The organism is Streptomyces rubellomurinus (genome assembly GCF_000961885.1).
Lineage (GTDB): Bacteria > Actinomycetota > Actinomycetes > Streptomycetales > Streptomycetaceae > Kitasatospora > Kitasatospora rubellomurina.
The window spans coordinates 1-20164 of sequence record NZ_JZKH01000043.1 but is presented as its reverse complement, the minus strand read 5'-3'; the positions used below and the strand labels follow the sequence as shown (position 1 = coordinate 20164).

Genomic DNA, 20164 nt, shown 5'->3' with positions numbered 1-20164 from the left:
CCATGCGCCTTGATCAGCCGATCAGGTGCGAGACACCCGCGTCGCCCGAGGACTGGGTGTTCTGGCCGACGTTGCAGATCTGCTTCGGGGTGCTGTTCAGGACGGGCACCTCGACCGGAACCGCGACGCCGACGACGGCGACGGCGATGTTGTGGACCTCCGGCAGGCAGATGTTCGCGTTGTCCAGGGTGTGGAAGTTCGGGCTGCCGTTGCCGTGGGTGCCGGTCTGGTTGGTGCCGCCGTTGCCCTGGACGGAGGTGGCGGCGCCGTCCGAGTCGATGATGGCGGAAGCCGAGCCGGCGGACATCGCGATGGCGGCGGCGGCCAGGCCGGCGGCGGCGAGGGACTTCTTGATCATTTCCGGTTTTCCTCTCGAGGGGTGAATCGGGGAGCGATTCGAAGGTGGTTCAGAAAGTTCGGTGCGGCTGGGGGAGCGTCAGCCGACCAGGTGGGACACGCCGGCGTCGCCGTGGCTCTGGGTGCCCTGGCCCTGGGTGCAGTACTGCTTGCCGCCGCTGTTGGCGATCGGGACCTCGACCGGGACGGCCACGCCGAGCACACCCACGGCGATGTTGTGGATCTCCGGGAGGCAGACGTTCGCGTTGTCCAGGAAGTGGAAGTTCGGGCTGTTGTTCCCGACCGTGCCGGTGAAGTTGGTACCGCCGTTGCCCTCGATCGAGGCGGCGGCACCGTCCGCGTCACCGATCGCCGAGGCGGGCGCGGCGGCGGCGGCCAGCGCGGCGACGGCCAGGCCGGCGGCGGCGAAGGACTTCTGGATCATGGGGAGATCCCTTTCTGAAATGCTCTCTGGCTTCCGTGCGTACAACGCGTAGAACGCTCAGACCCGGTCTGCAGTCACTGACGTCCAGATCAAAGAATGACGGCACGGAAGGTTACGGGGATTTTTGAAAAGAGTCCGGGAGGCGCGTCCGAGGGTGGTTTCCGATCGGATTATTAGGCCGAACCGGTTAACGCCCGCAATCCGAACTCCTGGTCACTCGTTGAGGCAGTTTGCGTTCCGACTACGTTCCCGCAGCCGGAATGACCGGATCTTCGGTATGAACAGCTCTCCAGTACGGACAGGCAGAACGGTGAAAAGCATGAAGTTCTCCAAGCGGGCCGGCGCGATGCTGCTGGCGGTCGGTGCGGGCATGCTCGCCTCCCAGGGATCGGCCTCCGCCGCCCCGATGAGCCCCGACCAGGTCGGAGCCCTGGAGGACAAGCTGGCCACCCAGCAGGTCCCGGCGGACGTGCCGCTGGCTCCGCTGGGCAGCCACCTCCAGGCGGGCATCCCGACCTCGCTGGTCATGCCGCCGGTGCCCGGCCGCACCACCAGCAACGAGCTGATCCCGGACCACCTGGTGCCGCAGCTGAGCAGCGGCAAGGTCGGCCCGAGCGCCAAGGCCGAGCTGCCGCTCCCGCTGGTCGACAAGAGCGCCGACCTGGGCGAGGTGCTGCTGGAGGCCCCGACCACGCCGCTGCACGCCACCGCCCCCGGCCTGGCGGTCGGCAAGCCGCTCGCCCTCGCCCAGGACGGCACCGGCCAGCTCGCCGACGGCCGGCTCAAGGTGGACGAGCTGGACCCGCGGCTGGTCACCGGCGCCGTGCAGGCCGTGCCGGGGGCCACCGCCAGCCTGGGCAGCGACAACGACCGGATCTCGGTCACCGACAAGGTGAACGACCTGACCGAGACCGCCACCGCGACCACGACCGGCGTGGTCCAGCAGTCCGGGCTGACCGACCTCACCCAGCTCTGAGCCCTGCCCCGGGTACGCCGAGGGCCCGGCACCCCCGCCGTGCGGACGGGTGCCGGGCCCTCGGGCGTGCCCCGGCCCGGTGCCGGGCCCGCCCGGCCCTCAGCCCGGCAGGGCGCCGGTGAGCCCGCCGACCAGCGGGAGGTCCTTGACACCGCCGCCCGCGCTCAGCGGACCGGTCAGCGCGCCGGTGCCGACCGGGGCCAGGCCCTGGTCCGGCTGGACGGTCGCGCCGTTGTTGAGCACGTCCGCGGTGGAGTTCGCCCAGGGGTCCAGCCGCAGGCTCTTGATCGGCGCGATGCCGTAGCCGAGGCCGGAGGTCGTCCCGTTCAGGGCCTGGCCGACGTCCGTCTTCGCCAGCGCGGCGGGGCCGCCCGCCGGGGCCGGTCCGGTGCCGGCGGCGGCCTGCGCGGTGCCGGCACCGAGCAGCACCACGGCGCCCACGGCGGCGGCCAGGCCGGCCGTGCCCTTCGTCGAGATCTTCGGAACCATGCGGATCACCCTTCGGTGGATCGGGGGTGCGGACGGTTGACCGTCCGGGGACGCCGAACTGCCCCCCGGCCGGTCGGTCGGGGGGCAGTTCGGCCGGAACTCGTGCCGATCGGGGATCAGCAGTTGTCGGCGGGCGGCGGGGGCAGCTCGACGTTGGCGCAGCTGTTGCCGAAGGCCGGGTTCAGCAGGCCGATCACGTTGATGGAGTTGCCGCACAGGTTGATCGGGACGTGGATCGGAACCTGGACCTGGTTGCCGGAGGCGACACCGGGGGAGCCGGCCGCGACGCCCTCGGCGCCCGAGCTGGCGGCGGCGGAGCCGGCCGCGCCCAGGACCAGGCCGGCAGCGGCGGCGGAGAGGACGGCGGCCTTCTTCATGTTCTGCATGGGGGTTGATCTCCTCGATCACATACTGGTGGAGCGTGCGGTGCCCCACAGCGCGGGGCACCGCACGGGCTCGGGGGAATCAGCTGTCGCCGGTGCGGCGACGGCCGGTTCAGCCGATGTTGGCGCAGTGGTTGCCGAACGCCGGGTTCAGGATGCCGATGACGTCGATGGAGTTGCCGCAGACGTTGACCGGGATGTGCACCGGGATCTGGATCTGGTTGCCGGAGAGCACACCGGGGGAGCCCGCGGCCACGCCCTGGGCGCCGGAGCTGGCGAACGCGCCGCCGGCGGCACCGAGGACCAGGCCGGTGGCGGCCAGGGACAGGGCGGCGGCCTTCTTGAAGTTACGCATGTCTTTCCTCCGATTTCTGCCCGACGGATGCGAAGTGTCGGGAGCCGGGCGAGCAGGAATGCCCGCCCGAGGGCTTCATGGATTGCCGTGATGGTCACTCCGGCGGCGTACACCGGCGTGTGTTCCGCCCATGGCTCGGGCGTGACGCAGCCGCCGCGTCGTCCCAGGCGCCGCGTCCGATTCCCGCACGGCCGGGAATGGGGTTCGGGCGACGGCGCGACCGGGAATTCCCGGTCAGGCGTTCAGGCAGTGATTGCCGAACGCCGGGTTCAGGAGGCCTGCGACGTCGACCGAATTGCCGCACAGGTTCACCGGAACGTGCACGGGCACGTCCAGCAGCGTGTTGCCCGACACCACGCCGGCGGAGCCGGCCGCGACACCCTCGGCGGACGCGCCGTGCAGGTGGTGGGCGGACGCGACGCCGGCACCGGCGGCGAGCAGAGCGGCGGTGGCCGCGGTGCCGGCGACGCCGTGGGCGAGCTTGCGCATGGGCGGTTTCTCGATTCGTCCGTAGGGGCCTGATGGATCGTGTTCCGCCAGGGAGAACGAGGGAGCGGGGGAGGGGAAACGGTCCGATCCACCGATCACCCGAATGCCGGTCACCCCGTCGTCGTTGCTCCACACGGGTGACGCTGCGCGCACCGTCGCAACCGGCCCGGACGGGTCTCGTTCTAGATGTCGCACTCCCCGTGCATCTCTGTTGAACAGTCAGGAGGCTCGTATGAGCATCAAGAAGACCGCCGCCGTCGGCGCGGCCGTGGTGGGCATCGTGGCCGCCGGCGCCGGCACCGCGATGGCCAGCTCCGGCGCCGAGGGTGTCGCCGCCGGTTCCCCCGGTGTCATCTCGGGCAACCAGGTTCAGATCCCGGTGCACATCCCGGTCAACCTGTGCGGCAACACCATCGACGTCGTCGGCCTGCTGAACCCGGCGTTCGGCAACCACTGCACCAACGTGGGCTGACGCAGCACCCGGTTCGGCCGGTGCGAGCCGCCGTTCCGCGCTTCCCTCCTGGGGCGCGGGGCGGCGGCTCCTCGCTGTTCCCGTGCGTCAGCCGGTGCTGTCACAAGCCTTGTTGCACTACTTGTCAGTACCTAATGTGAGACCTGCTCACCTTCTTGCACCTCCTGCTTCGAGCCGCCCGGCGCCCCCCGGCCGGGCGGCTTCCCCACCCCCCCCGCAAGGAGTCGCGTGTGATCAGGTTCCGATCCCCGGCGGCGCTGCTCGCCGCCGGCGCCCTCGTCGCCGCCCTCGGCCTGGCCGGCGCCCCCGCCGCCCTCGCCGACACCACCCCCGCCCCCGCGCCGGCCGCCGGCGCCCGTCCGGCCGCGATCGTCGCCCTCGGCGACAGCGCCATCTCCGGCGAGGGCGCCGGCACCGACACCGGTGACGGGTACTTCCCGGAGACCGACAGCCCGACCAACTATTGCCACCGCCACCCCAAGTCGGAGATCTTCGTCACCGACATCCCCGGGGTCACCCCGATCGACCTGGCCTGCTCCGGTGCCCAGACCGGCGACCTGGTCAGCGACCCCGAGCTCGCGAAGGTCACCGGGTCCGGCAGCGGCGACTACGGCGAGCCCAAGCAGGACGTCAAGCTCGTGCAGGTGGCGGGCAGTTACGACGTCAAGATGGTCGTCGTGACGATCGGTGCCAACGACGACTTCGACTTCTCCGGCATCATGATGCACTGCCTCGCGCAGTACTTCCCGATCCCCAAGGACCAGGGCTGCCGGGACACCATCGGCAGCGACGAGATCCGCCGGCGGGCCAAGGCCGTCCAGCCCAAGGTGATCGCCGCGCTGCAGAACGTCCGGCAGACCATGCGCAACGCGGGCTACCAGGACTCCTCGTACCAGCTGGTCTACCAGTCGTACTTCAATCCGATCACCCCGGACATCCGGCGCAACGACTACGTCGGCAAGATCGCGGACGGCTGCCCGGCCTTCCCCGAGGACCTCGCCTGGGGCCACAACCTGGTGGTCCAGGCGTTCAGCGACATGCTCCGCGGCGCGGCCGAACAGGTGCCCGGCGTACGGTACCTGGACCAGCGGCGGGTCGCCTTCGGGCACGAGGTCTGCGCCGAGTGGACCAGTTCCCCGTACGAGTACAGCAACGGGGACGTGGTGAACCTCTCCGAGTGGGCCCGCAACGGCTGCGACTCGCAGATCGGCATCCCCGGCCTGTGCATGAACATGGTCCGCCAGTCGTACCACCTGCGGGTGGCCGGTTACCGCGGTGAGGGCGTCTGCCTCAGCCAGTTCTTCGCCAAGCCGGACCTCACCCAGGCCTACTGCACGCTCAACCAGCAGAACACCACGTCGATCCAGCCGCTCAGCCCCGGGAAGCCGTTCGGCGACGGCCCCGAGGACGGCGCCTGGTACCAGCTCACCAACGCGGCCACCGGCAACGCGCTCGACCTCACCGGCGGCGGCACCTACGGCGACTCGACCAACGGCCGGGCCGCCATCAGCTACCCGGTCACCGGCGGGCTCAACCAGTCCTTCGTCCTGGAGGCCAAGGCCGGCGGCAGCTACGAGCTGGACTTCAGCGGCAACCGCGGCATGTGCCTGGACGCCGACGCCGCGGCCACCGCGCCCGGCACCCGCGTCCAGCAGTGGGGCTGCAACGGCGGCGCCAACCAGCACTGGGTGTTCAAGCCGGCGGGCGACGGCACGTACCGGATCGCCGACTCCGCCGACCAGACCAAGGTGCTCGCCGCCACCGCCACCCTCGACGCCAAGGGCAACCCGTACGTCCAACTCGCCACCGACACCGGCGCCCCCAACCAGCTCTGGCAGCTGACCAAGCTCGGCATCGTCTACCTCCACGGCTGACGACGCCCCGGCCTACACCCCCGCCGCCGCCCCCACCCGGGCGGCGGCACTCCCCCGCACCGGATACGGCCCCTCCACCGGCACCACCCCCGCATCCCGCCCCGCCCGGACCCGCTCGGCGAGCGCGGTGACGTCCGTGATCCGCCGGATCCACTCGTCCGCGTAGCGCCGCACCGCCTCGCCGCGCAGCCCGATCTGGATCGTCCGCCAGGCCAGCGGCTCCAGGTTGAGGCCGCGCTCCGGGTCCCACTGCACCCGCACCGGGCTCTGCCGCAGCTCCCGCTTCCACGCCGCCCGCGACTCGTGCACCCGGCCGGTGTAGGCGCTCAGCACCGCGCGCTCCAGCGCCCAGTCGAAGCCCTCACGGCTGATCTCCAGGGCGAGCACCCGCTCCTGGCCGGGGCTGCGGCCCCAGTCGCTGCGGTGCATCATCCAGAGGAAGGACGGTTTGATCCAGGTCATCCGGTCCCGGTCGAACGCCTCGGGGAACCGCCCCTCGGCCGCCGCCGGCTCGGCGATCTCGGGCCCGAAGGCCTGGTAGACGGTGACGGTGTCGGCGGTGTGGACGGCCCGGATCTGCTGCTTCGGCGGGGTGCCCGCCGCGGTGTCCGCGGTCTGCGCGGCGGTGGTCTCCATGGCGGCATGGTCGCGGCCGCGGGCCCGGGGCGCCAGGGGATTTCGGGGGCCGGTGGGGGCGGGGGCGGCGGGGGTGTGTCGTAGGCTCTGCGGAACGTCGCTGCGCCGAAGCCGCGCGGACCCATGAGCGGGGCGGGGAGTACCGAGAGCAGATGAGCACGGCATCGAGCACCGAGTCGGCCGGCGCCGAGTCCGACGTGCCCGCGCAGGCGTCGACGGCAGGGCCGGAGGCCGCCGTGCCCGGGCGCTTCGGGGCGCTGGTGGACCGCTTCGCGCCCGCGCTCGGCGCGTACGCGGTGGTCAAGGCGATCGGCCTGACGGTCTTCCTGCTGCTGCTCTCGCACACCGGGGACTACCTGAAGAAGGACCCGGGCCGCGGCGGCGGCGCCCAGCCGTGGGACGTGCTGGGCACCTGGGACGGCGTCTGGTACCAGCGGATCGCCGAGAACGGGTACAACCCGCAGCTGATCCCGCTGCACGGCTTCCCGCTCGCCAGCTACTACGAGAACTCCAGCGCCTTCTTCCCGCTCTACCCGTGGCTGATGCGGCTGGTCGGGGCCGTCACCGGGCTCGGCCCGTACGGCTCCGGGATCGTCGTCTCGGTGCTGGCCTCGCTGGTCGCGGCGGCCGGGATCTTCGCGATCGCCGAGCGGCTCGGCGGCTTCCGGGCGGGCGTGATCGCCGCGGTGGTCTGGGGCCTGTTCCCCGGCTCGGGCGTGGAGTGGGCGGTCTACTCGGACTCGCTGTTCGTGGCGCTGTCCGCCTGGGCCTGCTACTGCGTGATGACCCGCCGCTGGCTGTCCGCCGGCCTGCTGACGCTGGTGGCGGGCCTCAACCGGCCGACCGCCGCCGCGCTGATCGCCGCCGTCTCGATCGCCGCGCTGGTCGCGCTGGTCCGCCGCACGGACGGGGTGGCCCGCCCGCTGACCGCGATGCTGATCACCCCGTGGGGCCTGATCGGCTACGTCGCCTGGGTCGGCTGGCGGATGGGCGACTGGGGCGGCTACTTCAAGCTCCAGCGCGGCGCCTGGAACCGCTACTTCGACTTCGGCGCCTCCACCGTCCGCACGATCATGGACGTGGTCACCGGCCACTGGACGTTCTGGCAGTCCAACCCGGCGCCCGACCTCATCGCGATCGCCCTGCTGATGGCCCTGCCGGGCCTGCTGGTGCTGCTGTGGCAGGCCCGCCCGCCGCTGGTGCTGTGGATCTACACGGCGCTGACCATCGCGACCGCGCTGAGCAGCAACCAGATCTTCGACAACATCTCCCGCTACCTGCTGCCGGCCTTCCCGCTGTTCATCGGCCTGGCGGTGGCCCTGCGCCGGGTGCGCACCTCGACCCTGGTCGGGCTGTTCGCGATGCCGGTGCTGGCGGCGGGCTGGTACGCGGGCTATGCGCTGTTCGAGCTGGGCATCCCGTAACCCCGGCGTTGGTTGGCTACGGGATCATCCGGCAGCGGACGGGCCGTTGCTAATCTCGGACGTATGACGACGACCCCGCCCGTGCGCCAGATCCGCGACATCTCCGGCCTGCTGGACCACGCGAGCCACGTGCTGGCGACCCGGATGGCGGCCGCCTTCACCGAGGTCGGGATCACCCCCCGCGCGTACTGCGTGCTGTTCCACGCGCAGGAGGCCGAGCGCACCCAGATCCAGCTGGCCGAGCTGGCGGACCTGGACAAGACCACCATGGTGGTCACCGTCGACGAGCTGGAGAAGGCGGGCCTGGCCGAGCGCCGCCCGTCCGCCACCGACCGCCGGGCCCGGATCATCTCGGTCACCGAGGCGGGCGGGCGCGCCGTCGCCCGGGGCACGGAGGTCGCCGACCGGGTGCACCGCGAAGTGCTGGAGGCGCTGCCGCAGCACGAGCAGGAGGTCTTCGTCTCCGCCCTGAGCCGCCTGGTCGACGGGTACCTCGCGGAGCCGGTCGAGAGCGAACGGATCGTCCGCCGCGCCCGTCGCCCCCGCTACTGACCGCCAGGAGCCGACGGCCCGTCAACTCGCCCCGGCCGGGCGACCGTCAGGGCCAGACCAGGCAGTACAGCTGGTGCCCGGCGTCGTGCAGCCGGTTCGCGAAGTCCTGCCACTCGTGCAGCATCGTGTAGATGACGAAGGCGTCGCGCGGCCCGCGTCGGTCCGGGACGGTCGACCAGATGAAGGCGGCGGCGCCGAGCTCGGTCTCGTCCGCCTTGCGCAGCGGCTCGACCACGTTGTGCGGGAGCTGGACGACCGCGTAGTCGGGGTGCAGGACGACGAGCTCCAGCGGCGGCACCTGGTGCAGCGGCACGCCCTGGATGCCGGTGAGGACCATGGCGCTCATGGTCTCCGGTTTGATCTTGGTGGACAGGTGGCCGTTGGGGGAGCCACTGGTCTCCATCAGGTCGCCGAGCCGCCCGAGCGAGCCGAGCTCGCCCGCGTCCAGGCCGAGGCCGCCGGGGCCGAGCGCCGTGGGGACCCGCGCGGCGGTGGCGCGGTCCGGTGCGCCGAAGTACTTGTACGTCACCCCCACGCGTCCTTCACCCCGCCTCTCGCCGCCTCGGCGACCACGTCCCGTACCCGCTCCCGTACCCCCGCGTGCGGCTTCGGCCGGCCTGCGGGAGCCCCCCGCGGCCTCGTCGTAGCCGTCCTGCGCCTCGGACACTCGGACCATCCTCACCGGAATTCGCCGGAATCGACAGACCCCCGCACGTCCGGCGTCCCTCCGGACGTGCTCCTTACCCGTCATGCGCCGTCGCGCCCACTCGCGGGCCCTACCCACTCGCGGCGCACAGCAGTCCTCTTCCACACCCCTGCACACAACCGGAGCGCTCGCGCACTCTGTGTACACAGTCTGACTGGTCCGTGCTCCGGAGCAGTCGGCGGCCCCGGCAGTACGGACTGTAAGGGCAACCGTACCGACAACGGTGCCCGGATCATCGTTCCAGATGATCGGGTCCGACATGCAGAGGGCAAGGACACGATTTGAGACCATGTCTTGCGTGAGCTACCCCTACGAAGCCCCCCAGTCCCAGTCGCTGTTCGAGCGCGCCTCCGTGGTGACGCCGGGCGGCGTCAACTCCCCGGTGCGCGCCTTCCGCGCGGTCGGCGGCACGCCGCGCTTCATGGTGTCCGGCACCGGCCCCTACCTCACCGACGCCGACGGCCGCGAGTACGTCGACCTGGTGTGCTCGTGGGGTCCGATGATCCTCGGCCACGCGCACCCCGCGGTGATCGACGCCGTGCAGGCCGCGGTCACCCGCGGCACCTCCTTCGGCACGCCCGGCCAGGGCGAGGTCGAGCTGGCCGAGGAGATCGTCGCCCGGGTCGCCCCGGTCGAGCAGGTCCGGCTGGTCTCCTCCGGCACCGAGGCCACCATGTCCGCGATCCGGCTGGCCCGCGGCTTCACCGGCCGCGCGAAGGTGGTCAAGTTCGCCGGCTGCTACCACGGTCACGTGGACGCGCTGCTGGCCGCCGCCGGTTCCGGCGTCGCCACCTTCGGCCTGCCGGACACCCCGGGCGTCACCGGCGCCCAGGCCGGCGACACCATCGTGCTGCCGTACAACGACCTCGCCGCCGTCGAGCGGGCCTTCGCCGCGCACCCGGGCGAGATCGCCTGCGTGATCACCGAGGCCTCGCCCGGCAACATGGGCGTCGTCCCGCCGCTGCCCGGCTTCAACGCGGGCCTGGCCCGGCTCTGCCGGGACAACGGCGCGCTGTTCGTCTCCGACGAGGTGATGACCGGCTTCCGCGTCTCCAAGGCCGGCTGGTACGGCCTGGAGGCCGCGCACGAGGGCTGGGCGCCGGACCTGCTGACCTTCGGCAAGGTCATGGGCGGCGGCTTCCCGGCGGCGGCCTTCGGCGGCCGCGCCGACGTGATGGCCCACCTCGCCCCGGCCGGCCCGGTCTACCAGGCGGGCACCCTGTCCGGGAACCCGATCGCCACCGCGGCGGGCCTGGCCCAGCTGCGCGGCTGCACCGACGAGGTGTACGCGACGGTCGACAAGGTCTCCGCGGAGATCTCCGGCCTGGTCTCCGCGGCGCTCGCCAAGGAGGGCGTCGCGCACCGCCTGCAGACCGCCGGGAACATGTTCTCGGTGTTCTTCACCGAGGCCGCCGTCACCAACTACGACGAGGCGAAGACCCAGGAGGCGTACCGTTTCACCGCCTTCTTCCACGCGATGCTGGCCGAGGGCGTCTACCTGCCGCCGTCCGCCTTCGAGTCCTGGTTCGTCTCGGCGGCCCACGACGAGCGGGCGATCGAGCGGATCGCCGCCGCCCTCCCGGCGGCCGCCCGCGCCGCTGCCGCCGCCACGGCGTGACCCCCACGAGCCCGAGCCCCAGGAGCAGTCGAGAAGTGAGTGCCAAGGAGATCACCGTCGTCCACGTGATGCGGCACGGTGAGGTGCACAACCCGGAGGGCGTCCTGTACGGGCGGCTGCCCGGCTACCACCTGTCCGAGCTCGGCCGGAAGATGGCCGAGCGGGTCGCCGAGGACCTGGCCGACCGGGACGTCACCCACGTGGTGGCCTCCCCGCTGGAGCGGGCCCAGGAGACCGCCGCCCCGATCGCCGAGGCACACGGCCTGGAGGTCGCCGAGGACGGGCGGCTGATCGAGGCGGAGAACATCTTCGAGGGCAAGACCTTCGGCGTCGGCGACGGCTCGCTGCGCAACCCCTCCTACTGGAAGTACCTGGTCAACCCGCTCAAGCCGTCCTGGGGCGAGCCGTACCTCGACCAGGCGGTGCGGATGATGGGCGCGATCGGCGCCGCCCGGGACGCCGCGCGCGGGCACGAGGCGGTGTGCGTCAGCCACCAGCTGCCGATCTGGATCCTGCGCTCCTTCGTCGAGCGCCGGCGGCTCTGGCACGACCCGCGCCGCCGGCAGTGCTCGCTGGCCTCGCTGACCAGCTTCACCTTCGAGGGCGACCGGATCGTCTCGGTCGGCTACCGCGAGCCGGCCCGCGACCTGCTGCCGGCCCACCTGGTGGGCAAGGGCGGCAAGGGCGACAAGCCGGTGGGCAAGAGCTTCGGCGCCTGACCCCTCCGGCGGGGCCGCGTAAGTGGTGGGTAAGTATGACCTCGGGCCGTCCGGTGAACGCCGGACGGCCCGGTTCCGTCGCAGGTCAGGCCGGGTGCGACGCGCAAGGGAGGACCCCGGCGAACCCGCCCCGGGCTCCATGCGAAACTTTTCACATGTCTGCCATGACGCGCCCCCGTCCCCGTGTCGCCGCCGCAGCCGCCGCCACCGCCGCCGCCGCTGCGCTCGCCCTCACCGGCTGCTCCTCCACGGGCTCCTCGGGCAGCGGCGCGGACCAGGTGGGCTTCGTCACCGTCAAGGGCACCAACGTCTCCAAGGCCGAGCCCGGCCACCGCCAGGACGCCCCCGACATCTCCGGCGAGACGCTGGAGGGCGGCCAGGTGAAGCTCTCCGACTACCGGGGCAAGGTCGTGGTGCTGAACGTCTGGGGCTCCTGGTGCGGCCCGTGCCGGGGCGAGGCGGACGACCTGGAGCGCGTCTGGACCAAGTACAAGGACCAGGGCGTGCAGTTCCTCGGGATCAACACCCGGGACTCGGAGAAGACCAACGCCGTCCGCTTCGAGCAGGAGAAGGGCGTCACCTACCCGAGCATCTTCGACCCGGCCGGCACCCAGCTGCTCAAGTTCCCCAAGGGCAGCCTCAACCCGCAGTCCATCCCGACCACGCTGATCGTCGACCGGGACGGCAAGCTGGCCGCCCGCGCGGTCGGCGGCACGGTGGACGACGCGCTGGAGTCGATCCTGCAGCCGGTGGTCGCGGAGCCGAAGCAGTGAGCGCCGGAGCAGTGAGCGCCGAACCCGCCGCACTGCACCTCGCCGACACCTTCACCACCGTCCAGAGCGGGGCGCTGCTGGCCGCCGCCCCGATCGCGCTCGCGGCCGGGCTGCTGTCCTTCTTCTCGCCCTGCGTGCTGCCGCTGGTGCCCGGCTACCTGTCGTACGTGACCGGCTTCTCCGCCGCCGACCTCGCCGACGCGCGCGGCACCCGGCGCGGCCGGATGCTGCTCGGGGCGCTGCTGTTCGTCCTCGGCTTCACCGCGGTGTTCGTCTCCGGCGGTGCGCTGTTCGGCCAGTTCGGGGACACCCTGCAGGAGCACAAGCGGGTCATCTCGATCGTGCTCGGCGGGGTGACCGTCCTGATGGGCCTGGCCTTCATGGGCCTCGTCCCCGGCCTGAGCATGCGTGAGGTGCGCTCGCACCGCCGCCCGGCGGTCGGGCTGCTCGGCGCCCCGCTGCTGGGCGTGGTGTTCGGCGTCGGCTGGACGCCCTGCATCGGCCCGACCATGTCCGCCGTCCAGAGCCTGGCGCTGAACCAGGCCGATGCGGCGCGCGGCGCCCTGCTGATGACCTTCTACTGCCTGGGCCTCGGCGTACCGTTCATCGTGGCCGCGCTGGCCTTCCGCCGGGCGCTGGGCGCCTTCGGCTGGGTCAAGCGGCACTACCCGCTCGTCATGCGGATCGGCGGCGGCATGCTCGTCGTGGTCGGTCTGCTGCTCGTCACCGGGGAATGGGACGTGCTGGTGAGCGACCTGCAGTCCTGGACCGCCGACTTCCAGATCGGAATCTGACCGTGAGCAAGACCACGACCGGGACCGACCTGCCGCCGGCACCGGACGACGTCGACACCGAGGCCGGCCCCGAGGCCGACGCCGACTCCGCGGCGGAGCGGCTGAGCACCGCGCCGGTCGAGTCCGACGGGCCGACCGGCATCGGCGTGCTCGGCTGGGCGCGCTGGATGTGGCGTCAGCTGACCTCGATGCGGGTCGCCCTGATCCTGCTCTTCCTGCTGTCGCTGGCCGCGATCCCGGGCTCGCTGATCCCGCAGAACGGCCAGGGCAGCCAGAACGCGATGAAGGTCGTGTCCTGGAAGGCGCAGCACACCACGCTCGCGCCGGTCTACGAGAAGCTGCAGCTGTTCGACGTCTACAGCTCGGTCTGGTTCTCCGCGATCTACATCCTGCTGTTCGTCTCGCTGGCCGGCTGCATCGTCCCGCGCACCTGGCAGTTCGTCGGCGTGCTGCGCGCCCGGCCGCCGGCGGCGCCGAGCAACCTGACCCGGATGCCGGTGTACGCGGCCTGGCGCACCGACGCGGACGCCGACGCGGTGAACGCCGCCGCGCACCGGCTGCTGCGCAAGCGCGGCTTCCGGGCGCACCTGTCCGGCGGCTCGGTGGCGGCCGAGAAGGGCTACCTGCGCGAGGTCGGCAACCTGGCCTTCCACCTGTCGCTGTTCGCGCTGCTCGGCGGCTTCGCCTGGGCCAGCCTGGCCTCCGGGACGGCCGGCAAGCTGATGGTCGAGGGCGAGGGCTACTCCAACACGATCACCCAGCTCGACGACTTCAGCGGCACCCGGTTCTACACCACCGACGACCTCGACCCGTTCTACCTGAAGCTGGACAGCTTCACCGCGCGCTTCCAGTCCACCGGTGCGCAGGTCGGCGCGGCCCGGCAGTTCACCGCGAACGTCGAGTACTCCGCCGGCAGCGACCCGACGCAGACCAAGACGGCCAAGATCGAGGTCAACCACCCGCTGGAGATCGGCGGCAGCAAGATCTACCTGATCGGCCACGGCTTCGCGCCGGTGGTCACCGTCCGCAACGGCAAGGGCGAGGTCGTCTACCAGGGCGCCACGCCGTTCCTGCCGCAGGATGCCAACCAGACCTCCACCGGCGTGGTGAAGGTCTCCGACTACGGCATCGGCCCGGACGGCAAGAAGACCCAGCTCGGCTTCAGCGGCAGCTTCCTGCCGACCGCCCCGGACAGCTTCGCGGGCACCGGCCCGATCTCGCTCTTCCCGGACGACGCCGCGCCGATGCTGGTGCTCAACGTGTACGCGGGCGACCTCGGCAACAACTCCGGCCGGCCGCAGAACATCTACCAGCTGGACACCAAGAACATGACCCAGCTGCAGCAGGACGACAAGCCGGCCGCCGCCCGGCTCAAGCCCGGGCAGGTCTGGGAGCTGCCGAGCGGCTACGGCACCCTCACCTTCGACGGCTACAAGCGCTTCGCCAGCTTCAACGTCTCGCACCGCCCGGGCAACGAGATCGCCCTGGCCGGCGGCGTGCTGGCGATCCTCGGCCTGATCGGCTCGCTGTTCCTGCAGCGCCGCCGGATCTGGGTGCGCGCGGTCGCCCTGCCGGGCGGCGGCACCCAGGTGGAGCTGGCCGGCCTGGCCCGCAGCGAGTCGGCGAAGATCGCCGAGGAGCTGGCCGAACTCGCGGTGGACCTCCAGGACGACGCCCCGGCCGCCGAGGAGTCCGACGAGCCCGACGAGGCCGACGCCACCGTAGAGCCCGACGACACCGTAGAGCCCGACGAGACCGATGATCCCGAGGCCCCGTCCGCGCCCTCGGACCCCACCCCCGCCGACCAGAACTCCAAGGAGTAGACGGTGCACCTCGCTTCGGCGGTCGACCCACAGCTGGCCGACCTTTCCAACAAGCTGATCTATTCGGCGATGGTGGTCTACACGCTCGCCATGTTCGCCCACATGATCGAGTGGACCTTCGGCAGCAAGGGCGCCGTCGCCGTCCGCTCGAAGGAGCAGGCGGGCAGCCTGGCCGACACCGTCGCCGCGGCCGGGCCGAAGGGCGTCAAGAAGGTCACCGTCACGGTGGCCGGGGCCGGCGGCGGGACCACCACGCTGACCCGCACCGCCGTGGCCGGCGAGGGCGCGACGGTGGTCACCAGCGGCCGCGGCGCGGACGAGGTGGACGGCCCGGGCGCGGCCGGCACCAGCGAGCGGGCCGACCTGGCCGGCCGGATCGCCGTCTCGCTCACGGTGCTGGGCCTGCTGCTGCACGGCGGCGGCATCGTCTCCCGCGGCCTGTCGGTGTCCCGCTGGCCGTGGGGCAACATGTACGAGTTCTCCTGCGCGTTCGCCTTCTCGATGACGGCCGCCTACCTGGTGCTGCTGGCGGCCCGGAAGAACGTGCGCTGGCTCGGCCTGCCGGTCGTCGTGGCCGTGCTGCTGACCCTGGGCATCGCCACCACCACGCTGTACACCGACTCCGACCAGCTCGTCCCGGCGCTGCACTCGCCGTGGCTGGCGATCCACGTCTCCACCGCGATCTTCTGCGGCGGCGCGTTCTACGCGGCGTTCATCGCGACCCTGCTGTACCTCGGCAAGGACTCCTTCGAGAAGCGGATCGCGGCCGGCCTGACCACCGGCCCGCTGGGCACCTCGGCGTCGATCTGGCGCCGCCTGCCCGCCGCGTCCACCTTCGACAAGCTGTCCTACCGGATCAACGCCCTGGTCTTCCCGCTGTGGACGTTCACCATCACCGCGGGCGCGATCTGGGCCGAGGCGGCCTGGGGCAAGTACTGGGAGTGGGACCCGAAGGAGACCTGGTCGTTCGTCACCTGGGTCGCCTACGCCTGCTACCTGCACGCCCGCGCGACGGCCGGCTGGAAGGGGCGCAAGGCGGCCTACCTGGCGCTGGCGGCCTTCGCCTGCTGGCTCTTCAACTACTACGGCGTGAACATCTTCGTCACCGGCAAGCACTCCTACGCGGGGATCTGACCGGGGCGCACACCCACCGGCCCGGCTCTCCGCACATGGTTGGCCGGGCCGACGTGCGACAGGGGTAGGTCGTGCCGGCCGCCAGGCCGGTACGGGAGGGAACTGAGGAGGAATCGCGCAATGGAGTGCGACGAGGTCATGCTGACCGTCCGAATCACCGCCGGCGAGCAGCTGCTGCTCCGCCGGCTCGCCCAGGGGCACCGCAGCGACGTGTCCGAGGTGGTCGCGGACGCCCTGCTGGACATCATCCCCACGCTCAGCGCGCCGGGGGACGCCTACCGGCTGCTCGGCGCCCTCGCGACGCCCGCGCCGTGCGCGCTGACGGTGTGGCTGCCGACCGCGCTGGCCGACCTGCTGGTGCCGGGGGCGGCCCGGATCGCGCAGGTCACCGACGTCCGGGTCGAGTCGGCGAGCGCGGCGCTCGGCGCGGCGCTGCGGCTCTGGCTGGCCCAGGACCCGGTCCGGCTGGCCGCCAACCTCAGCGTGATGCACGCCGGCCGGTCCTCGGCGGCCGCGCTCGCGGCGGCGTGACCGGAAGGAGCGCGGCGGGCCTCAGCTCGCGAGCGGGAGACGGACGGCGGGCACGCCGCGGCCGGGGGCCGCGGCGACCGGCCCGCCGACCGGCTCGGTGAGCAGCCGGCACTCGGCCGCCGTCCGCCCGTCCTGCACCAGCCGGACCACCACCGGCGCCCGGCGCACCCCGCCCGGCGCCGGCTCCCGGACGGCCCGGACGAGGCAGGGCCGGTCCAGCTCGATGTAGTGCTCGAAGGCCGTGACCAGCTCCACCGGCGTCACCGGCTCGGGGTGGCGCAGCCGCTGGGCGGCCTGCCGGGCGGCCTCCAGCACCAGCATCCCGGGCACGTGGTCCAGTGCGGGGTCGGCGAGCACCGGGTGCGCGGGGTCGGTGCGCAGCAGCCAGGTGTCCGGCCGCGGGGTGGGGCTGAGCACCACGTCGGCGGGCCGGGTCCGGCCGACGAGTCCGGGCGGGGCGGGCGCCGGCGGCGGGGCCGGTTCGGCGGGGTGCCGGACGGGGCCGCGCAGCCGGGCGTACCCGGCGGGGGTGGCGGCGCGCAGGCGGACGGAACCGTGGCCGACCGGGCGGCCGTCCCGGCTGATCTCGGCGCTCACCCGCAGCGAGTCGAGCCGGCCGTGCCGCGTCCGGACGTCCTCGCAGCGGGCGGCGAGCATCAGCGAGGCCGGTCCGGTGGTGACGGCGAGGCCGGTCAGGCCGGGCTCACCGAGCGTGTAGGAGAGGTCGGTGAGGGCGAGGTGGTGGTCGTGCGGGACGCCGAATCCGGCGTGGCCGATCAGCAGTCCGGCCTGCCGGACGGTCTCGGCCATCAGCACCGGGTCGTGGTAGCGGTCGCCGGGCAGCCGGTAGAAGCCGTGCAGCCGGGGCCACTGGGCGCCGAGCAGGAACTCGTGCGGGCCGGTGGCCTGCCAGCCGGTGAGCAGGACCTCGGAGACGCAGGCGCGGTGGACGAGGTGCCGGGAGACGGTCCGCTCGTGGAAGCCGTACCCGGGGCGGGGGCGGCCGACGTGGGCGGCCGGGCCGGGGGCGGCCGGGAGGAGGGCGTAGGGGTCGAGGGCGTCCGGCCCTACGATCGGCGGCATGACGGGCCCCCCGCTTCAGGGTGTCGGTCGAGCGGCCGCTGCGGACGCCCCGGGCAGAACATACCTACCACCCGGTATGTCCCGGCGGGTCGGGGTGGCTTCCGTCGCCGGCCCCCGCCCCGGAGCTCACCCTAGGGCCTCTGGGCTGCGGAAACACCGGTTCGACGGGTGGTTCCGACCTTGGGCGGGGGTCCGTCCCCGCTGGACGGCGGGGTCGACGGGGGCGATAGATTAGATACCTACCATGCGGTTTCGGCGGTGGCCGTCCGCATGCGGGGCGTCGCTCGCCGCAGGGGAGGCGGGGCGTGCCGACAGCAACCCGGGTGGGGCGGGGGCCGCGCCCGGTCGAGCGGAGGGGGCCGGGGGCAGTGGTCAAGCAGATGCGCGCGGAACGGACCAGGAACGCCGTCCTGCTCGCCGCGGCGGACACCTTCGCCAGCGTCGGATTCGAGGCCGCCAGCCTGGTCGACATCAGCCGCCGGGCCGGCGTCAGCAAGGGCGCCCTCTACTTCCACTACGTGTCCAAGCAGGCCCTCGCGGACGGCGTGCGCGCCGCCGCCGGGCGGCAGATCGGCTCGGCCGCGCTGCGCGCCCTGCGCGCCGGGGGCGGGCCGCTGCAGGGGTTGATCGACCTCACCCACGAGCTGGCCCGGCTGCTGCGCGAGGACGTGGTGGTCCGGGCGGGCGTCCGGCTCGGCCGGCGGGCCGTCCGCCGCGACGGCCCGGACGCCCCACCCGGCACCGACGCCCGGCCCGGCCCGGACGCCCGGCCCGGCACCGATGCCACCTGGCGCGGTCTGGCCGCCGTGGTCCACCGCCTGCTGGCCCGGGCCGAGGCCGCCGGGGAGCTGTGCCCCGGGCTGGACCGGCGGGCCGCCGCCGACCTGCTCACGGCGCTGGCGGCCGGCCAGGTGCTGCTGTCCGGGGGCACGCCGGACCGGCTCGCGCCGGAGGCCGTCCGCCGGCTGTGGACGGCCGCGCTGCCCGCCCTGGTGCCGGTGGAGCGCCGGGTCGCCTACCAGGTCTGACGGCCTCCGGGAGCGGTCAGGAGGTCCGGTCGGCGATGCTCAGCCGGGCCAGCGCCCGCGGCTCGACGAGCCCGGGCAGCAGCAGCGTCCACAGCTCGCCGATCCGCCGGACCAGGTCCCGCCGGTCGGTGAGCACCTGGGAGCTGAGCTGGATGCCGGTGACGGCCCCGGTGATCACCCCGGCGGCCGCGCCCGGGTCGACCCCGGGGCGCAGTTCGCCGGCCTCCCGGGCCTGCTCCAGCAGGCCGCGCACCAGGTCGATCCAGCCCTGGTAGGCCGCGATCTGCGGCTGGGTGAAGCTGCCGTGCTCGATGGTGAGCCGGATGCTGCCGCGCACCAGCGGGTCGTCCAGGAGGGCGTGCGCGAAGGCGTAGCCGAGGTCGATCAGGATCTGCACCGGGCTGTCCGTGGCGGGCTTCCAGGTGGCGATCCAGGCGCCCTGGCCCTCGATGACGGCGAGCGCGAGCTCTTCCTTGGAGTGGAAGTGGAAGTAGAGGGCGCCCTTGGTGACGCCGGCGCGGTCCAGGATCTCGGCCATGGTGGCGGCGGCGTAGCCGCGCTCGTCGAACACCTCGGCCGCCGCGACGAGCACCGCCTGGCGGGTCGCCAACGCCCGGGCCTGCCTGGCCATCGCAGCCTCCCTGGATAGTTCTGGCGCCCCGGTGGCGGCCTGTTCCACGAGGCCGGCGGGGCGGCGGGCCGCATACCGTCCGGTAGGTATCCTACCGAGCCGCGTCGGGCCCGACCGGTGCGGTCGGCACCCCTGCGGGGTTCCTGCGGGGGGTGTCCCGGGCACGCCGGACGGCCGGCCACCCGCGTGGGGTGACCGGCCGTCGGGAGCTGCGCGGTGCGTCAGGCGGCCTGCTGCCAGCTGACCGGCGAGTAGTACGCCGGGCGGCGCTCCAGGCGCTGCCAGCTGGCGATCGGCTCGATCGGCGCGGCGGCGGCCGCGGCCTGCTGGGCGGCCGTGGCGCGGGCCGCCAGGACGGCGGTCAGGGCGGCCAGCTCCTCGTCGCTGAGCGAGCCGCGGACGATCCGGATGAGGGGTTCGGCGGTAGCGGTCATGTTCTGGTTTCTCCCCCGGTGACTGTGGTGTGTGATGGCCCGGGTGTGCGGCCAGTGGACGCGAAGTGCCGTGCTACATCGGCGGGTTGCCGTGCTTGCGGCTGGGCAGGTCGGCGTGCTTGGTGCGGAGCATGGCCAGCGCGGAGGCGATCACCTGGCGGGTCTCCGCCGGGTCGATGACGTCGTCCACGAGGCCGCGCTCGGCCGCGTAGTACGGGTGCATCAGCTCGTCCTTGTATTCCTTGATCTTCTGGGCCCGCATGGCGTCCGGGTCCTCGGCGCCGTTGATCTCGCGCCGGAAGATCACGTTGGCGGCGCCCTCGGCGCCCATCACGGCGATCTCGTTGGTCGGCCACGCGTAGGACAGGTCGGCGCCGATGGAGCGGGAGTCCATCACGATGTAGGCGCCGCCGTAGGCCTTGCGCAGGATCAGCGAGATGCGCGGCACGGTGGCGTTGC

General features: G+C 72.8%; 25 protein-coding genes. 13 read left to right on the top strand and 12 right to left on the bottom strand.

The window, feature by feature from the left end; translation table 11 throughout:
* Window positions 1-13 precede the first annotated feature (13 nt).
* Window positions 14-358: a hypothetical protein gene (locus tag VM95_RS21075; protein ID WP_031063479.1), complete on the bottom strand. Its 345-nt coding sequence runs from the start codon at window positions 356-358 to the stop codon at window positions 14-16.
* A 78-nt stretch (window positions 359-436) separates the two neighbouring features.
* A complete protein-coding gene (locus VM95_RS21070; RefSeq protein ID WP_031063477.1) occupies window positions 437-781 on the bottom strand; it encodes a hypothetical protein in 345 nt (114 codons plus the stop codon).
* Window positions 782-1100: 319 nt separating this feature from the next.
* On the opposite strand from VM95_RS21070, the gene VM95_RS21065 reads away from it, so the two are divergent.
* Entirely contained in the window at window positions 1101-1757 is a 657-nt protein-coding gene (locus VM95_RS21065; protein ID WP_045699175.1) for a hypothetical protein, read from the top strand.
* 99 nt (window positions 1758-1856) lie between these two features.
* Here the strand turns inward: VM95_RS21065 and VM95_RS21060 are convergent, their stop codons facing one another.
* The 4 genes from VM95_RS21060 to VM95_RS21045 form a co-directional block, all read right to left on the bottom strand.
* Window positions 1857-2246 carry a hypothetical protein gene (locus tag VM95_RS21060; RefSeq protein ID WP_052706500.1) on the bottom strand — a complete coding sequence of 130 codons (390 nt, stop codon included), beginning with the start codon at window positions 2244-2246 and terminating at the stop codon, window positions 1857-1859.
* 116 nt (window positions 2247-2362) lie between these two features.
* The gene (locus VM95_RS21055; RefSeq protein WP_078860280.1) at window positions 2363-2632 is read right to left on the bottom strand and encodes a chaplin; all 270 of its coding nucleotides are present in this window, start codon (window positions 2630-2632) and stop codon (window positions 2363-2365) included.
* A 109-nt stretch (window positions 2633-2741) separates the two neighbouring features.
* Window positions 2742-2984: a chaplin gene (locus VM95_RS21050; protein WP_045699173.1), complete on the bottom strand. Its 243-nt coding sequence runs from the start codon at window positions 2982-2984 to the stop codon at window positions 2742-2744.
* Between the two features lie 234 nt (window positions 2985-3218).
* Window positions 3219-3473: a chaplin gene (locus VM95_RS21045; RefSeq protein ID WP_045699171.1), complete on the bottom strand. Its 255-nt coding sequence runs from the start codon at window positions 3471-3473 to the stop codon at window positions 3219-3221.
* A gap of 232 nt (window positions 3474-3705) precedes the next feature.
* Here VM95_RS21045 and VM95_RS21040 point away from each other — a divergent pair, with 232 nt between their 5' ends.
* Both VM95_RS21040 and VM95_RS21035 read left to right on the top strand, forming a co-directional pair.
* A complete protein-coding gene (locus VM95_RS21040) occupies window positions 3706-3945 on the top strand; it encodes a chaplin (protein ID WP_045699169.1) in 240 nt (79 codons plus the stop codon).
* A 230-nt stretch (window positions 3946-4175) separates the two neighbouring features.
* Complete coding sequence (locus VM95_RS21035) at window positions 4176-5819, top strand: RICIN domain-containing protein (protein WP_244178870.1); 1644 nt, start codon at window positions 4176-4178, stop codon at window positions 5817-5819.
* A 12-nt stretch (window positions 5820-5831) separates the two neighbouring features.
* Here the strand turns inward: VM95_RS21035 and VM95_RS21030 are convergent, their stop codons facing one another.
* Window positions 5832-6455, bottom strand: a complete 624-nt coding sequence (locus VM95_RS21030) for a DUF4291 domain-containing protein (RefSeq protein WP_045699166.1) — start codon at window positions 6453-6455, stop codon at window positions 5832-5834.
* 152 nt (window positions 6456-6607) lie between these two features.
* Here VM95_RS21030 and VM95_RS21025 point away from each other — a divergent pair, with 152 nt between their 5' ends.
* Both VM95_RS21025 and VM95_RS21020 read left to right on the top strand, forming a co-directional pair.
* Window positions 6608-7879, top strand: a complete 1272-nt coding sequence (locus VM95_RS21025) for a glycosyltransferase family protein (protein WP_045699164.1) — start codon at window positions 6608-6610, stop codon at window positions 7877-7879.
* A gap of 63 nt (window positions 7880-7942) precedes the next feature.
* Window positions 7943-8431 carry a MarR family winged helix-turn-helix transcriptional regulator gene (locus VM95_RS21020; RefSeq protein ID WP_045699162.1) on the top strand — a complete coding sequence of 163 codons (489 nt, stop codon included), beginning with the start codon at window positions 7943-7945 and terminating at the stop codon, window positions 8429-8431.
* 46 nt (window positions 8432-8477) lie between these two features.
* Here the strand turns inward: VM95_RS21020 and VM95_RS21015 are convergent, their stop codons facing one another.
* Window positions 8478-8960, bottom strand: coding sequence for a hypothetical protein (locus VM95_RS21015; RefSeq protein ID WP_078860278.1), 483 nt, complete (start codon window positions 8958-8960; stop codon window positions 8478-8480).
* Window positions 8961-9426: 466 nt separating this feature from the next.
* On the opposite strand from VM95_RS21015, the gene hemL reads away from it, so the two are divergent.
* From hemL to VM95_RS20980, 7 genes are all read left to right on the top strand, one after another.
* The gene (hemL, locus tag VM95_RS21010; RefSeq protein WP_045699158.1) at window positions 9427-10755 is read left to right on the top strand and encodes a glutamate-1-semialdehyde 2,1-aminomutase; all 1329 of its coding nucleotides are present in this window, start codon (window positions 9427-9429) and stop codon (window positions 10753-10755) included.
* Window positions 10756-10823: 68 nt separating this feature from the next.
* Window positions 10824-11474, top strand: coding sequence for a histidine phosphatase family protein (locus tag VM95_RS21005; RefSeq protein ID WP_045699244.1), 651 nt, complete (start codon window positions 10824-10826; stop codon window positions 11472-11474).
* 164 nt (window positions 11475-11638) lie between these two features.
* The gene (locus tag VM95_RS21000; protein WP_078860276.1) at window positions 11639-12247 is read left to right on the top strand and encodes a TlpA family protein disulfide reductase; all 609 of its coding nucleotides are present in this window, start codon (window positions 11639-11641) and stop codon (window positions 12245-12247) included.
* Window positions 12244-13041 (top strand): cytochrome c biogenesis CcdA family protein, encoded by a 798-nt coding sequence (locus VM95_RS20995; RefSeq protein ID WP_078860274.1) that lies wholly within the window; start codon window positions 12244-12246, stop codon window positions 13039-13041. Before VM95_RS21000 ends, VM95_RS20995 begins: the two co-directional genes overlap by 4 nt.
* Window positions 13042-13043: 2 nt before the next feature.
* Window positions 13044-14864: a cytochrome c biogenesis protein ResB gene (resB, locus tag VM95_RS20990; protein ID WP_244178869.1), complete on the top strand. Its 1821-nt coding sequence runs from the start codon at window positions 13044-13046 to the stop codon at window positions 14862-14864.
* A gap of 3 nt (window positions 14865-14867) precedes the next feature.
* Complete coding sequence (gene ccsB, locus VM95_RS20985) at window positions 14868-15998, top strand: c-type cytochrome biogenesis protein CcsB (protein ID WP_045699152.1); 1131 nt, start codon at window positions 14868-14870, stop codon at window positions 15996-15998.
* A 120-nt stretch (window positions 15999-16118) separates the two neighbouring features.
* Entirely contained in the window at window positions 16119-16529 is a 411-nt protein-coding gene (locus VM95_RS20980; protein WP_045699149.1) for a hypothetical protein, read from the top strand.
* Window positions 16530-16550: 21 nt separating this feature from the next.
* Here VM95_RS20980 and VM95_RS20975 read toward each other — a convergent pair whose 3' ends face one another.
* On the bottom strand, window positions 16551-17612 hold the full coding sequence (locus VM95_RS20975) for a ScbA/BarX family gamma-butyrolactone biosynthesis protein (protein ID WP_052707478.1): 1062 nt from the start codon (window positions 17610-17612) through the stop codon (window positions 16551-16553).
* 368 nt (window positions 17613-17980) lie between these two features.
* On the opposite strand from VM95_RS20975, the gene VM95_RS20970 reads away from it, so the two are divergent.
* Window positions 17981-18640, top strand: coding sequence for a ScbR family autoregulator-binding transcription factor (locus VM95_RS20970; RefSeq protein WP_052707477.1), 660 nt, complete (start codon window positions 17981-17983; stop codon window positions 18638-18640).
* A gap of 16 nt (window positions 18641-18656) precedes the next feature.
* Here the strand turns inward: VM95_RS20970 and VM95_RS20965 are convergent, their stop codons facing one another.
* The 3 genes from VM95_RS20965 to VM95_RS20955 all read right to left on the bottom strand — a co-directional run.
* Window positions 18657-19271, bottom strand: coding sequence for a ScbR family autoregulator-binding transcription factor (locus VM95_RS20965; RefSeq protein ID WP_045699147.1), 615 nt, complete (start codon window positions 19269-19271; stop codon window positions 18657-18659).
* A gap of 221 nt (window positions 19272-19492) precedes the next feature.
* On the bottom strand, window positions 19493-19705 hold the full coding sequence (locus tag VM95_RS20960; RefSeq protein ID WP_045699145.1) for an acyl-CoA carboxylase epsilon subunit: 213 nt from the start codon (window positions 19703-19705) through the stop codon (window positions 19493-19495).
* A 73-nt stretch (window positions 19706-19778) separates the two neighbouring features.
* Window positions 19779-20164: carboxyl transferase domain-containing protein (locus VM95_RS20955; RefSeq protein WP_045699143.1), on the bottom strand; the 386-nt coding region annotated here is incomplete at its 5' end.